The organism is Pelistega indica (assembly GCF_000506865.1).
Lineage (GTDB): Bacteria > Pseudomonadota > Gammaproteobacteria > Burkholderiales > Burkholderiaceae_B > Taylorella > Taylorella indica.
Window position 1 is genome coordinate 61,775 of sequence record NZ_AYSV01000087.1, and the last position, 14,863, is coordinate 76,637.

Below are 14,863 nucleotides of genomic sequence, written 5' to 3' on the forward strand. Positions count from 1 at the left end.
CTCAGTGAGCTCCTTTTTTTCGAGGGTCCAAGCAAGTTAGATAACGAACCGTTGTTACCTATATATTGATATTACTCTACGGCTTAGACTTTTAAGGAATGAAGTCAAGGCAGAATAGATAAGATTTAAATCTGAACAGTTAATGATTTGCCTGTTAAACCAGAGCAGAGTTCAGCTATTTGCTCACCAAGATTGGCGCCTTCTTCACGTGTGTTAACCCAATTTTCACCTTCTAAGCGGTAGTGAAAGGCTCCACTAGGAGCAGCTAACCACATTTCTTGTAAAGGAGTTTGTGCATTGATGACGACATGGTGTTTATTATTAAAGATTAGGGTTAGAACATAGCCTTCTTTTTTGGCATCAACATCAATATCTAGGTTTTCAAACCAGTCATCAGCTTGGCGTTGAATATTATTTATAATCTTATCAGCACGGACAAGAAATTCTGTTTCTGTCATAATTAAACTCTCTAGATAATCATTTTTTTAGGAAGTAAGCGATGGTAATCAATACCATAACGCATCGTAAAAAACTTATTGTAACCCTCATTTTAGTATGTGTGGGTGTTTCTGCGTGTGGATTTAAGGCTCCACTCTATTATCCAACTCCTGCACAACGTGCGGAGCTAGAAGCTAAAGAAAAGCGTATTCAGGCTCGAAAAGAAGCACGAAGAGCGCAAGAACGAGCAGAAAGAGAAGCTCGTAAAGCACAAGCAGAAAAAGAGGCTCAACAGGCCTCTGAACATACTCGTCAATCCGATAGTAACTCAAATTAAGCCGTATGAATACATTACCCACACCTGTAGGAAGCCCTTTTTTTCATTACCAAGATAATCAATTATTTGTAGAAAATTGTTCTGTTAACGATATAGCAAAAGAGTTTGGAACACCATTATATGTTTACTCTAAAGCTGCACTGAAAGCACACTGGCAGTTGTATCAACAGATAATAGATACGTATAAAAAGGTTTTGGTTTGTTATGCGGTTAAAGCTAACTCTAATCTAGCCATTCTACATCAGTTTGCACAATTGGGATCTGGCTTTGATATTGTTTCAGGGGGAGAGCTGGCGAGAGCGCTCAAAGCAGGTGCAGACCCACAAAAAATTATTTTTTCTGGGGTCGGTAAACAGACATGGGAAATTGAGGCGGCTTTAAATGCAGGGATTAAATGCTTTAATATTGAATCAATTCCTGAACTAGACTTACTGGCTATGGTAGCACAGCAGTTGAATAAAACAGCGGCTATTTCGTTACGTGTAAATCCTGATGTTGATGCAAAAACACATCCCTATATCTCGACTGGTTTGAAAGAAAATAAATTTGGTGTCGATATTAATGTCGCCGTCAGTATTTATAAAAAAGCACAATCATTAGCTAATATTGAGATTGTTGGAGTTGATTGTCATATTGGTTCGCAAATTACAAAAATTTCACCTTTTGCGGATACTGCTGATAAGCTCATTGCTTTATTGGATGCTCTTAAAGCTGAGGGGATTGTGCTAAAACATGTGGATATTGGTGGAGGGTTAGGAATCACTTATACGGATGAGAGACCAGCTAAGCCAGTAGAAATGGTTAATATTGTGATGCAGAAATTAATTCAAGCAGGTTATGGTGATGTAGAGTTAATTTTGGAGCCTGGTCGATCCTTAGTTGGCAATATAGGAATTTTGGTGGCTCAAGTGCAGTTTGTCAAAGATACTGAGGCCAAGAATTTTGCGATTGTAGATGCGGCGATGAATGATTTAATTCGCCCAACGCTTTATGATGCTTATCACGGTGTATTAGCTGTGCAAGAAGGGAAGGATAAAGCTAAACAAACGGTTGATATCGTCGGTCCTATTTGTGAGTCAGGTGATTGGTTAGCCAAAGATCGCCAACTCGCTGTAGAGCGTGGTGACTATTTAGTCATTGAGTCTGCTGGTGCATATGGTTTTACGATGTCAAGTCAATATAATACACGTCCAAGAGCTGCAGAAATATTAGTGGATGGTGATCAATGTCATGTGATTCGAGAGCGTGAAACAATTGAACAATTATTAGCATTAGAGCATATTGTAGATTAAGCTTTTACAATCATAATAACGTATCTTTCATTGAGTCTTCGAATAAGAAACCCGTTACAGCAAATGCAAGTAACGGGTTTTTATTTATATCAATGATTAGAAGCGGATAGGAGGTCCACCAGTAGGGTTAAAGGATTGGATTAGATTTCCAATAGGGTCACTGGAAGGACTGCTGGGCTTATATGGATTATATGCTTTGCCTGTCTCTGAACTTGGTGCAGCGGAGATATTGCCGATGGTTGCCACAGCTTTGCCTTGAGGGAATTCCTTAAAGTAAAAATTTTCCCCTGATTTAACGAGACCATCAGGCATTTTACCTACAGGTACGACAGGAACGTTAACTAAGGCTTTGCGCATAAAATCTAACCAAATAGGTAATGCTGCACCACCACCTGTTTCACGATCGCCTAAGGAGGTTGGTTGGTCAAAACCTAGCCAAGTTGCAGCCACAAGTTTAGGTGTATAGCCTACAAACCATGCATCTACTGAACGATTGGTGGTCCCTGTTTTGCCTGCTACATCTGGACGCCCTAATGAAGAGGCCGCTCTCGCTGTACCTGAACGCACGATCCCACGTAAAATGTCATTCATTACATAAGCTGTGCGAGGATCCATAACACGATTCTTTTCATCACCAGCTTTGGCAGGTGAGGTTTTCATAATCACAATTGGTTTTTGACCATTAGGTACATTAATATCTTCAACATAGTCAATTAAGTAAGGGTTGATACGATACCCACCATTAGCAAAAATAGAATACGCTGTTGCCATTTGAAGAGGCGTTACGCTACCAGCGCCTAATGCCATCGTTAAGTAAGCACCTTTGGGTGGTTGACGGTCCATATCAAAGCCTAAACGGCTGACAAAGCTAGAAGCAAAATCTGGACCAACAGCCTCTAATACGCGAATAGACACCATGTTTTTAGATTTATAAAGACCTTGCCTAAATGTTTGGCTGGCTGTGTAAGAGTTGCCGGCATTTTTAGGTGTCCAAGGTTTGCTACCAGTTTGACGGGCTGATAAAAAGAAAGGTTGGTCAGAAATCTGTGTTTCTGGGGTAATGCCTCTTTCCAAACCAGCAGCATAGATAAATGGTTTAAAAGTAGACCCAGGTTGACGCCATGCTTGAGTTACTCGATTAAAGTCGCCTAAGTTAAAGTCAAAACCACCAATCATTGCCTTGATTGCTCCATCTTCTGGGCTAATGGCAACAAGGGCGGATTGAACAATAGGTATATTAATAATGCCCCATGCGCCACTCCGTAATTTCTCAAGATAGACGACAGATCCGCGTTTGATAATACGAGAAGCAGATGCCTTGCTTGATAATGAACGTTTGGCATAATTTAATGACTCACCTGTCAAGTCAATGGGTTCACCAGGGTTTCGCATCACAACAACTTTATTAGGTGAGGCAGAAAGAACGACAGCTGAAAGAAGATCTCCACTATCTGGATGCTTTTCATGCATAGATTGTAAGAACTCACTCATTTTAAGACTATCATTTTCTAAGCCAGCAGGTAGATCAAGTTGTGCTGCAGGACCTGTATAAGCTCTCTTACGAGTGTAGTTTAATAAACCACGTCTTACCGCATCGTAAGCCGCTTTTTGTTCATCAGAATGAACAGTCGTGTAAACTCTTAAACCTCGACCATAAAGATTATTTCCATATTGTGTATGCATTAATTGGCGCGCCAATTCTGCTACATATTGACCATGTAAAGCAACTTTTTCTTGTTGTTCATCTTGAGCCATATTACGAACAACTAATTTTTCAGCCATCGCTTGATCATATTGTGCTTTAGTAATGTAATTGAGTTGCAGCATACGATTGAGAACGTAGTGCTGACGCACGATAGTCGCTTTGAGGTTACTACGAGGGTTAGTGCGTGACGGTGATTTTGGTACACTGGCTAGTGCTGCTGCCTCGGCAAGAGTAATCTCAGATAATGGCTTGCCAAAGTAAGTTCTAGATGCGGCAGCAAATCCATAAGAGCGATGACCTAAATAAATTTGGTTCATATAAAGCTCAAGAATTTGGTCTTTGGTTAGATTCTTCTCAATTTTATAGGTCAGCAATAATTCATAAAATTTACGAGTAAATTTCTTTTCAGAAGATAGATAGAAATTACGCGCTAATTGCATCGTGATAGTACTTGCCCCTTGAGTTTTAGCGCCTGTTGTTAAGTTGGCAAGCACAGCACGACCTACGCCCATCCAATCAACACCACCATGTTGATAGAAGCTGTCATCCTCAGCGGATAATAGGGCATGACGCATAACTTCAGGGATTTCACGTAAATTTAAAACGTTGCGACGTTCATCACCATATTCAGCTAATAAAACCTTATCGGCAGAATAAATAAAGACAGGTAAACGTGGACGATATTCGGTCATCGCCTTTAGGTCAGGTAAGGATGTCCAAGTTAATTGAACGGCTAAAATACCTAATAATAGAAAAGCAAAAGCGATACCTGCTAGAAAAACTAGAGGTTTAAGAATAAAACGGCTAACAAAAGAGCCCTTTGGTGGTGATGTTGATTCAGTATTCATGCCCGGTTATGCTATCCGAAAAGAATTAAGATAGTTGATTTTATCACTTGTCATGGTAAACCTGCTTTTTGAAACACCTTAAATAGCAGATTAAAGGGAAAAATTAACACTAATTTTCAGATTGTTGACAAACAGTTATGTTTAAATTTGATGTGTAGGTTTATTACTGAAGAACAAAAAAATCAATAATGTCTGATTGATGATGAAAATCCGTACACTGAAAATGCTATTTTATCGATAGCCTGAAAATTAATAATAATTTTGTTATAAAAGCAAGAAATTCGTTGGCTAATGTTAATATTCAATCAGTATAAAATATTTTTCACGACGATGAGTAAAAAACAGGAAAATAACAAGAACCTATCACCATGTGTTATTTTGATTGGCATGATGGGTGCAGGTAAAACAACCATAGGACGGGCGTTGGCTCGTGAGTTAGGCGTTGAGTTTGTGGATTTAGACCATGAAATTGTGCGTCGTTGTGGTGTCGAAATTCCTATTATTTTTGATATTGAGGGAGAAGAAGGCTTTCGTAAAAGAGAAACAGCCGTATTGTCGGAGTTAGTTACACAGCCTAATATTGTATTGGCTACTGGGGGGGGAGCTATTATGGCAGCGTGTAACCAAGAATTATTGAAGAAGGGCAAAGTTATTTATTTGAAAGCTAGTTTAGATGAATTATTTGCACGTATCTCTAAAGATACAGGACGCCCTTTATTACAAACAGAGAATCCCAAGCAAAAGCTTGAGCAATTATTGACTCTACGTATGCCGATTTATGAACGTTTAGCCAATATTACGATGGAAACTTCAACAGGCAATATCCATACAACAGTCAAGCAACTAAAGAAAGCACTTTTAGATGAAGGAGTAATTAGTCATGAGCATTGTTAATGTAAATGTTGCAGGAGGGAGCTATCCCATCCATATTGCACCTAATATCCTACAACAATTAGCTACATCGGTTCCGGAGAATGCGAGCAGCATAGTTCTTATCACTAATAGTACGGTAATGCCTTTATATGGAGATAGTCGCTAAAAAAAGCCTAGCTGTTTGTGCCAAACCTTTACATGTATTGGAATTACATGACGGTGAAGCATTTAAAACCCAAGAAACCTTAAATACTATTTATACCTTTTTACTATCGAAAAAAGTTGATCGCAAAGCAATTATTGTTGCTCTCGGCGGTGGGGTTATTGGTGATATTAGTGGCTATGCTGCCGCAACTTATATGCGAGGTGTTCGCTTTATTCAGGTACCAACCACCTTGTTAGCTCAAGTGGATTCTTCAGTCGGTGGCAAAACAGCAGTAAATCATCCCCTAGGGAAAAATATGATTGGTGCGTTTTACCAGCCTATTGCTGTAGATATTGATGTTAATGTACTCAAAACCTTACCTCCACGAGAAATTTCTGCTGGATTGGCTGAAGTGATTAAATATGGCATGATTTTAGATGCTGATTTTTTCACATGGTGTGAGGAAAATGTGGAAAAATTAAAGGCACTTGATGCTGAAGCAATTTCCTATGCCATTCACCGCTCTTGTGAGTTAAAAGCGTATGTGGTGGGGGAGGATGAAAAAGAAACAGGGCTACGAGCTATTTTAAATTTAGGTCATACATTTGGACACGCTATTGAAACCGCACTAGGCTATGGTGAATGGTTGCATGGTGAGGCTGTGGGGTGTGGCATGGTGCAAGCGGCAGAATTATCAGCACAAACCTTAGGCTTACCTAGGGAGGATGTCGAACGTATTAGAAACTTGGTGAAAGCCATCGGTTGTCCAACGCAAGCTCCTAATTTAGGGACGAATAAATGGATTGAGTTAATGCAGATTGATAAAAAAGCGGAAGGTGGAAAAATCAAATTTGTGTTACTACCAAAAATAGGTGAGGCTATTGTGCGAACAGTGCCTTCTGAAGATTTAGGTATAGCATTGAGCAAAACCGTAAAAGCATAAGGAATAAGGGTAATAAAACACATGACACTAGCTAGCTATGCAAGTCTTGAGAGCCAAACAAAAGGAAGATTGCATCCAGAACAGGAGGATCCTAGACGTAGTCCCTATCAACGTGATCGCGATAGGATTATTCACTGTGGTGCTTTTCGTCGCCTTGAATACAAAACACAAGTGTTTGTTAATCATGAGGGCGATTTATTTCGGACACGTTTAACGCATAGCTTAGAAGTGGCACAAATTGGTCGAGCCATTGCTCGTAATCTTTCGCTAAATGAAGACTTAGTAGAGGCGATAGCATTGGCTCATGATTTAGGACATACGCCCTTTGGTCATGCTGGTCAAGATGCATTGAATGACTGTATGCGAGAGTTTGCGCCAGAGATTGGTGGCTTTGAACATAATTTGCAAAGTTTGCGCATTGTAGACGAATTAGAAGAACGCTATGCCAGTTTTAATGGGTTGAATCTGAGCTTTGAAACAAGAGCAGGTATTTTGAAGCATTGCTCTGCGAGAAATGCACGCGAATTAGGTGCTGTTGCACAACGATTTTTAGACAGGACACAGCCTAGTTTAGAGGCACAATTAACCAATCTAGCTGACGGTATTGCTTATAACAATCATGATATTGATGATGGTATTCGTTCTGGTTTACTAACATTGGAGCAAATGCGGGAAGTTCCTATTTTTAATGAACATTACGAGCGAGTGATGTGGACTTATCCAGATGTTAAAAAAGGACGGCGTGTTATTTCTGAGACCATTAGAAGCATGATTAATACGCTTATTGTAGATTTAACACAAACGACATTATCGAATATTAGTAAACATCAGATTAAAACCATTGAAGATGTGCATCATGCACCTATGTTGGTATCTTTTTCTCCAGCTATTGCAGAACAAGAAATTGAGTTAAAAAAATTCTTGATGGAAAATCTCTATCGGCATTATAAAGTGATGCGAATGACAGCTAAAGCTACTATGATCATTCAAGAGTTGTTCAAAGCATTTTTGCTCAATCCTAAACTATTGCCTGTTGATTATCAGCGAGAAGATAAGATTGAGCAGCAACGAGCTATTGCCGATTATATTGCAGGCATGACGGATAGGTATGCTATGCGCGAATATCGTCAATTATTTGAGGTGTAAACTAATTAACTGTTTCTTTCCTGTAAATGTTTAGCCAAAAATTGTCCTGTTAGACTATTTTTGGCTTTGCAAATATCCTGTGGTGTACCCGTAGCGATAATCTGACCACCATTTTGTCCCCCTTCGGGACCTAAATCAATAATCCAATCAGCGGTTTTAATGACATCTAAATTATGCTCAATGATGACTACTGAGTTACCTGCATCAACTAATTTATTAATCACTGTTAGTAGTAATTGAATATCGGCAAAGTGTAGACCAGTCGTTGGTTCATCTAAGATATAAAGTGTTTTTCCCGTACTCCGTTTAGAGAGTTCTAATGATAGTTTAATTCGTTGTGCTTCACCGCCAGATAGGGTGGTAGCACTTTGACCCAAGCGGATATAACCAAGCCCTACATCCACTAAGGTTTGTAATTTTCTAGCAATGCTAGGAACTGCTGAAAAATAATCCAAGGCATTTGTCACGGTCATATCAAGTACATCACTAATTGTATGCCCACGATAATGAATATCTAGGGTTTCACGGTTGTAACGTTTGCCCTCACACGCATCACATGGTACATAAACATCGGGTAGGAAATGCATTTCTACTTTGAGTACCCCATCACCTTGACAGACTTCACAACGCCCACCTTTAACATTAAAAGAAAAACGTCCTGCATCATAGCCCCTTGCTCTAGCTTCAGGCGTACCAGCAAATAATTCACGAATAGGCGTAAATAAGCCTGTATAGGTAGCAGGGTTGCTGCGAGGGGTTCGACCAATAGGACTTTGATCCACATTAATAATTTTGTCGAGAAACTCTACGCCATGAATACTTTCATAGGGTGCCGGCTCTGCATGGGCTCTATTAAGGTCACGCATTAAGATAGCCGCTAAGGTTTCATTAATCAAAGTTGATTTACCAGAGCCAGAAACGCCAGTGATGCAGACTAATTTACCTAGAGGAATATCAAGGGTTACGTTTTTGAGGTTATTGCCTGTGCAACCAACTAATTTAAGCCAAGAGGTTTCTTCGGTAATTGGGCGAGCATTCTCTGCAGTAATTTTTTTGCGACCACTTAGATAGTCGCCTGTTAATGAGAGAGGATTTTGTTTTAATGATTCAGCCTCTCCTTCAGCTACTACTTCGCCGCCTCGTTCACCTGCTCCAGGCCCCATATCAATGACCCAGTCTGCTGCACGAATCATATCTTCGTCATGCTCAACCACAATCACACTATTACCTAAATCGCGTAAATGTTTAAGAGTATAGATAAGGCGATCGTTATCTCGTTGATGTAGACCAATAGAGGGCTCATCTAAAACATACATCACCCCAGTTAATCCAGATCCAATTTGAGAAGCAAGACGAATGCGTTGAGCTTCTCCTCCAGAAATGGTATCGGCACTGCGATCTAAAGATAAATAAGCTAATCCAACATCATTAAGAAAATGTAGACGTGACTGAATTTCTTTAATAATGCGTTCGGCAATTTCTTGTTTAGCACCAGTGAGTTGTAATTGCTTAAACCAAGCTAAGCTCTCAGCAAGGGAGAGAGCTTCTAATTCATAAATCGCTAAACCCTGACGTTTATCACCCTCACGTTTATCTTGTCCAATAAGTACGTGGCGGGCCTCTTCTCTTAACCGAGAGCCATGACAAGTAGGGCAAGGGACGGTGGAGCGTAATTTATTGAGTTCCTCTTTGATATGGGTAGACTCTGTTTCTTTCCAACGTCTTTCTAAATTAGGGATGATGCCCTCAAAGGGGTGACGTTTAATATTCGTTCTGCCCTTGTCATTAAGATAGAGGAAATCAATTTCTTCTTCACCCGAACCATATAACAAAATATGTTGTATGGCTGGGTCAAGAACATTAAATGGTGTTGAGGTATCAAAGCCATAATGTAGTGCTAGACTATTGATAAGTGTCATTGTGAAATTATTACGAGCATCCCAGCCTTGGATAGCACCACTGGCAAGACTTAACTCAGGAAAGGCAACAATCCGCTGAGGATCGAAAAGTTGAGTTTGCCCTAAACCATCGCATGCGGGACAAGCGCCTAGTGGACTATTAAAACTAAATAATCGAGGTTCAAGTTCAGTTAAACTATAAGCACAAATAGGGCAAGCGTACTGAGTGGAAAAGGCTTTTTCTTCTGTCGTATCCATGTTTAATAAGATGACCCGACCATTACTCAGTTTCAGTGCTGTTTCAATACTATCGGCTAGTCGCTGTTGATTGTCTGCTTTGACTTTAAGTCTATCAATGATGACATCAATATCATGTTTATCATTTTTTTGTAGGGCAGGAGCACTATCTAACTCGTAAGTTTCACCATCAATTCGTACACGAATAAAACCTTGCGCTTGGAATTGTAAAAATTTCTCTTCAAAACTACCTTTTTGTCCACGAGCCACTGGAGATAAAATACTGATACGAGTATTTTCGGGAAGGGCCAGAATATTATCAACGATTTGTGACACATTTTGTGCTTGTAATGGCTCACCGTGAATAGGGCAGTGTGGTGTACCTACACGGGCATATAATAGGCGTAAATAATCATGAATTTCTGTAATTGTGCCTACGGTTGATCGTGGATTATGTCCAGCCGTTTTTTGTTCTATGGCAATGGCGGGTGATAAACCCTCAATTAAATCAACATCAGGCTTATCCATTAATTGCAGGAATTGACGGGCATAAGCAGATAAACTTTCGACGTAACGTCGTTGACCTTCAGCATAAAGGGTATCAAAAGCTAATGATGATTTTCCGGATCCTGATAGACCTGTAATAACCACAAGTTTGTGACGTGGTAAGTCCACAGAAATATTTTTTTAAATTATGGGTGCGAGCACCTCTGATGCGAATTACTTCTTGCAGAGAAAGAGAGGTGTCATTGCTTGATGATTTCATAAATTATGCTACGCTGACTGTTACCAGCAGAAAATATTTAAATAACCTATTACTATAACTTAGCTTGTAACTTAGGTAAAATACAATTTTGTTTCCTATGCATTTTGTTGAATCAATACATACATGGTAAATCCCAATCTGCTGTTAAAGAAAATATTATGAACGCTTCTGAAAAAATCAAAAAAAATCGTATTTCACTCACTACCCAAGAGAAAAAAGTAAGTGCTAATTTAGCCTTACTTTTTGCCGTTAGAATGCTAGGTCTTTTTTTGCTGACGCCTGTATTTGCTGATGCTGCCAAGCAATTGGCAGGAGGAGATAACCTGGCTTTGGTTGGATTTGCGATTGGTGCATATGGGCTAACACAGGCTATTATGCAGATTCCTTTTGGGATGTTGTCGGATAAATTTGGACGGCGTCCAATTATTGTCGTTGGGATGGCCTTATTTATTATTGGTGGGATAGTATGTGCATTGTCCAATTCAGTTACTGGTGTGTTGATTGGTCGTGCCATTCAAGGCTTTGGTGCCGTATCAGCGGCAATTACCGCATGGATTGCCGATTCTACTCGCCCAGAAGTAAGAACCAGAGCGATGTCTATGGTAGGTGCCTCTATTGGCTTATCTTTTGCAGTTTCTCTAGTCTTATCTCCTTTGCTAGTGGAATGGGTTGGTCTAAGTGGTCTATTTTGGGTAATTAGTTTATTGGGCTTTGTGTGTTTACTGTTGGCCACGCTATTAGTACCTGTTGTGCCTATGCATGATCAGGCGATCGCTAATGTGAGCGTTAAGGAAGTCTTAAAAAATGATAGTTTATTGAGATTAAATTTTGGTGTGTTTTGTCTGCATTTTTCTTTAATGGCACTGTTTGTTGTATTACCGTCATTATTCATTCATTTAGGTGGTATTACCATAGGAGAGCTATGGAAAGTATATTTGCCTGTTATTGTGGTGGCGTTAATCGTGATGATTCCTGCCGTATTTTTTATTGAAACACGTCATTATCATAAAAAAGCATTAGAAATTTGTGTAGCCGTATTAGCAGGCTTATTGTTACTATGGTCTGTTATGAGCTTATCGTTTTGGGCATCTGTTGCCGCTTTATTAGTATTCTTTGTTGTATTTAATGTGTTAGAAGCACTACAACCGTCTATGGTTTCACGTGTAACACCGCCACAACACAAAGGATTGGCACTAGGTTTATACAATATGTTCCAAGCTTTTGGAGTGGCTGCTGGTGGTGCAGTAGGGGGATTACTGGCTCAACATGCTTCTATCTATGTGGTATTTATCTTGGCAGCACTACTTGCAGCGACATGGTTTTTAGTAGCCAAACATATGCAAGCCTTACCTAAAGCGAATTAAGTTGGGAGTGATAGGAGAATAGGGCAATAGGTGAGTTTTTCGCTAGGATAAATTACTCATCCTACTAGGCAATGTATCAAAATTAGATAACAATAAGCTATTGTTTCAGATTGCCGGTAAAAATCCTTTGCTTGTGGTTTCGGTGTGCAGGGTTGCGTCATTGAGTAAACATTCTTGGTGGTTGCGAATTAAGTGAAAGCCTGCACGTTAAAATTAATAAAAGAGTTAAGAGTGGTCTGGAACAATAAAATAGATATTGTTTAAAAAGGAGATAATAAATGGCATCAGTCAATAAAGTAATTTTAGTGGGGAATTTAGGTAGAGATCCTGAGGTGCGTTATAACCCTAATGGATTTAGTGTAGCCAATTTTAGCATTGCTACTACAAATACATGGACCGACAAGCAAAGTGGTCAGCGTCGTGAAGAAACGGAATGGCATCGTATCGTTGCCTTTGGCCCATTAACTGATGTTATTGAGAAGTATCTTAAAAAAGGTAGTCCTGTTTATGTGGAAGGACGCTTAAAAACACGTAAGTGGCAAGATAAAAGTGGCAAGGATCAGTATACGACTGAGATCGTGGTTGAGGATTTGCAATTATTAGGCAAGCAAACTATTGATGAGGAAGATGATGATCCTCCTATAGATGACATCAACGATGATGATAATCCTTTTTAGTGAATGAGAAGAGTGTAATTTTTCATTAATTAAATAGCTCATCCTAGCGTCATGAGGCAGTTAGAAATATTCTCTCCGTCGTGGCGTAGAAGAGCTTTCAATGCCATTGTTGCATCACTTTATCCTTTACGCTAGGAATAAGAATAGCTAATGGCCATTACTGAGGGGTTAAGTGCCTTTTTGATGGGAGTAATCCCTAAAAAAGGCTTTTTTATGCAGTTAAGAAGGTAGATTGTTATAATGATTCACATTGTTATACGATTGAAAGATCGTTTTAGTATCAATAGGAATAAGATTAATGGCTTCAGTAAATAAAGTAATTTTAGTGGGTAATTTGGGTGCTGATCCTACCTTACGTAGTATGCCTGACGGAGGGCAAGTGGCTAACATTAGCGTGGCGACTACATCTACTTGGAATGATAGAAATACAGGAGAGCGCCGCGAAGAAACTGAGTGGCATAGAGTCGTGTTTTACAGTCGTTTAGCAGAAATTGTTGGTCAATATTTGCGTAAAGGTAGTGGTATATATGTAGAGGGTCGCTTAAGAACACGTAAGTATATCGATCAAAATAATGTAGAGCGTTATACCACAGAGATTATTGCAGATAATATGCAAATGTTGGGTAAAGCGGGTGTGGACACAACACCTCCTGGCCCAGTGGGGACTGGTCCTACTGGTGGTGGCTATAGTACGCCTATATCTAACAGAGCCCAGACTACGACGACGAGTACGTTTACTAATGATTTTGATCAGCAAGGCACACCACCGAGAAAGAGTAATGCTACTCAGCAAAGACCTCAATCCCCAGCCGTATCACCTAGTGATGCAGGGGTAGGTAATTTGGATGATGATATTCCATTCTAAGGCTTGTGAGACTGTAGAATAGCTTTTCATGGTTCGTTCTTGACTGACTCAGATAGTCAGTCAGAGATTAATAGAATGGCATTTACGGGTATGTCAATCAAGATAGTAACGACGACTGATTTCTTGTTTTGTAGAGGAATCAGTCTTTCTTTTTATGGTAACTGTAAGCGTTTGGTAGTGATCCCTAGCAAAAAACTATCGCGAGTACACTAACATCTTAGAACTCTAAGATGTTAGTGTAAATAGCATCTTGATAGAGAAAAGTACTTCTTTAGTAGTGCCTATAACTATTGTTGAGTAATAGAGCCAAATTTCCCTTGTCGCACATCTTGGAATGCTTGGACAATTTCTTGTTGAGTATTCATCACAAAAGGACCATAACCGACAACAGGCTCGTTAAGTGGCTCTCCACTTAGCAATAAAAATTTACTTGCTGTATGGTGGCTAGCTACTTTAATTTGAGAGCCTCCTGGTGCGAAGTTGGCAAGTTCTGTCGCATGAACAGAGGTTTCATCATTAATCACGATCTCACCATCTAGCACTAATAGAATCAAATTGTGCGAATCGGGTAACTCAAAAATAGACTGGCTATCCTGATTAAGTGTGATATCCCACATATTAATCGGGGTAAAGGTGGATGCTGTACCTTTAGTACCTTCAAAATCACCAGCAATAATACGAGCTTGACCAGCGTTATTTTCAAATGTCACAACGGGAATCTGTTGAGTACTGATGGCTTGGTATTTAGGCTGAGTCATTTTATCTTTGGCAGGTAGATTGACCCATAATTGCACCATGGAAAATAGCCCACCTTGCTTTGAGAAATTGTCAGAATGATACTCTTGATGCATAAGCCCACTACCTGCCGTCATCCACTGTACATCTCCCTCAAGAATAGTACCTCCGCCACCAAAAGAGTCTTTATGAGTGACTTCGCCGTTATAGGCAATAGTGACTGTTTCAAAACCTCGATGGGGATGCTCACCAACACCATGATACTGTCGGCTTAGGTTTGGCTCAAAATGACGTGGAGGGGCATAGTCCAATAATAAAAAAGGGCTAAGTAGTTTAGCGTCATCATTATAGCTAAACATAGTGTGTACATGAAAACCATCACCTACCAGTGTTTTGGGGGGGCTTTATAAATATGAGCAAGTTTTTTCATCTTTGTACCTTTGCTATAGGATAGCGTTAAAACGAGATGTAATTATTATATTTTTAGATTATTAGGAAATAAATATAGAAATATTAAAAATATTGTTTCCTTATATGAAAAGAAAATGTTTGGGTTGTTGATAAAGTAACGCTTTCGGCGTGCAGGTTTTGACA

At 39.6% G+C, this 14,863-nt stretch carries 9 protein-coding genes and 3 pseudogenes; 8 read left to right on the plus strand and 4 right to left on the minus strand.

Features of this window, described 5'->3' with window-relative positions:
- Nucleotides 1-125: 125 nt before the first annotated feature.
- On the minus strand, nt 126-458 hold the full coding sequence (gene cyaY, locus V757_RS22250; RefSeq protein ID WP_023951281.1) for an iron donor protein CyaY: 333 nt from the start codon (nt 456-458) through the stop codon (nt 126-128).
- Nucleotides 459-499: 41 nt separating this feature from the next.
- On the opposite strand from cyaY, the gene lptM reads away from it, so the two are divergent.
- On the plus strand, nt 500-775 hold the full coding sequence (gene lptM, locus V757_RS22255) for an LPS translocon maturation chaperone LptM (RefSeq protein ID WP_023951283.1): 276 nt from the start codon (nt 500-502) through the stop codon (nt 773-775).
- 5 nt (nt 776-780) lie between these two features.
- Nucleotides 781-2,067, plus strand: a complete 1,287-nt coding sequence (gene lysA, locus V757_RS22260) for a diaminopimelate decarboxylase (RefSeq protein ID WP_023951285.1) — start codon at nt 781-783, stop codon at nt 2,065-2,067.
- A 96-nt stretch (nt 2,068-2,163) separates the two neighbouring features.
- Here the strand turns inward: lysA and V757_RS22265 are convergent, their stop codons facing one another.
- Complete coding sequence (locus V757_RS22265; protein WP_023951287.1) at nt 2,164-4,620, minus strand: penicillin-binding protein 1A; 2,457 nt, start codon at nt 4,618-4,620, stop codon at nt 2,164-2,166.
- A 330-nt stretch (nt 4,621-4,950) separates the two neighbouring features.
- On the opposite strand from V757_RS22265, the gene V757_RS22270 reads away from it, so the two are divergent.
- From V757_RS22270 to V757_RS22280, 3 genes and pseudogenes are all read left to right on the plus strand, one after another.
- The gene (locus tag V757_RS22270; RefSeq protein WP_031274627.1) at nt 4,951-5,514 is read left to right on the plus strand and encodes a shikimate kinase; all 564 of its coding nucleotides are present in this window, start codon (nt 4,951-4,953) and stop codon (nt 5,512-5,514) included.
- A pseudogene (gene aroB / locus V757_RS22275) lies at nt 5,501-6,581 on the plus strand (3-dehydroquinate synthase). The gene V757_RS22270 and the pseudogene aroB overlap by 14 nt, the downstream one beginning before the upstream one ends.
- A gap of 21 nt (nt 6,582-6,602) precedes the next feature.
- On the plus strand, nt 6,603-7,727 hold the full coding sequence (locus tag V757_RS22280) for a deoxyguanosinetriphosphate triphosphohydrolase (RefSeq protein ID WP_023951290.1): 1,125 nt from the start codon (nt 6,603-6,605) through the stop codon (nt 7,725-7,727).
- Between the two features lie 5 nt (nt 7,728-7,732).
- Here V757_RS22280 and uvrA read toward each other — a convergent pair.
- Nucleotides 7,733-10,628 (minus strand): annotated as a pseudogene (uvrA, locus tag V757_RS22285) (excinuclease ABC subunit UvrA).
- A gap of 158 nt (nt 10,629-10,786) precedes the next feature.
- On the opposite strand from uvrA, the gene V757_RS22290 reads away from it, so the two are divergent.
- The 3 genes and pseudogenes from V757_RS22290 (at nt 10,787) to ssb (V757_RS22300) (ending at nt 13,534) form a co-directional block, all read left to right on the plus strand.
- Entirely contained in the window at nt 10,787-11,992 is a 1,206-nt protein-coding gene (locus V757_RS22290) for an MFS transporter (RefSeq protein ID WP_023951292.1), read from the plus strand.
- Nucleotides 11,993-12,270: 278 nt separating this feature from the next.
- Nucleotides 12,271-12,621: pseudogene (ssb, locus tag V757_RS22295) on the plus strand (single-stranded DNA-binding protein); the annotation flags it as partial.
- Nucleotides 12,622-12,967: 346 nt separating this feature from the next.
- Nucleotides 12,968-13,534 carry a single-stranded DNA-binding protein gene (ssb, locus tag V757_RS22300; RefSeq protein ID WP_023951296.1) on the plus strand — a complete coding sequence of 189 codons (567 nt, stop codon included), beginning with the start codon at nt 12,968-12,970 and terminating at the stop codon, nt 13,532-13,534.
- A 287-nt stretch (nt 13,535-13,821) separates the two neighbouring features.
- Here the strand turns inward: ssb (V757_RS22300) and V757_RS22305 are convergent, their stop codons facing one another.
- Nucleotides 13,822-14,628, minus strand: coding sequence for a pirin family protein (locus V757_RS22305; protein WP_315970381.1), 807 nt, complete (start codon nt 14,626-14,628; stop codon nt 13,822-13,824).
- Nucleotides 14,629-14,863 lie beyond the last annotated feature (235 nt).

Bases quoted from the DNA above. Each gene is read 5' to 3' on its own strand.
- cyaY (WP_023951281.1), bottom strand. From the start codon at position 458: ATGACAGAAACAGAATTTCTTGTCCGTGCTGATAAGATTATAAATAAT.
- lptM (WP_023951283.1), top strand. From the start codon at position 500: ATGGTAATCAATACCATAACGCATCGTAAAAAACTTATTGTAACCCTC.
- lysA (WP_023951285.1), top strand. From the start codon at position 781: ATGAATACATTACCCACACCTGTAGGAAGCCCTTTTTTTCATTACCAA.
- V757_RS22265 (WP_023951287.1), bottom strand. From the start codon at position 4,620: ATGAATACTGAATCAACATCACCACCAAAGGGCTCTTTTGTTAGCCGT.
- V757_RS22270 (WP_031274627.1), top strand. From the start codon at position 4,951: ATGAGTAAAAAACAGGAAAATAACAAGAACCTATCACCATGTGTTATT.
- V757_RS22280 (WP_023951290.1), top strand. From the start codon at position 6,603: ATGACACTAGCTAGCTATGCAAGTCTTGAGAGCCAAACAAAAGGAAGA.
- V757_RS22290 (WP_023951292.1), top strand. From the start codon at position 10,787: ATGAACGCTTCTGAAAAAATCAAAAAAAATCGTATTTCACTCACTACC.
- ssb (WP_023951296.1), top strand. From the start codon at position 12,968: ATGGCTTCAGTAAATAAAGTAATTTTAGTGGGTAATTTGGGTGCTGAT.
- V757_RS22305 (WP_315970381.1), bottom strand. From the start codon at position 14,628: ATGTTTAGCTATAATGATGACGCTAAACTACTTAGCCCTTTTTTATTA.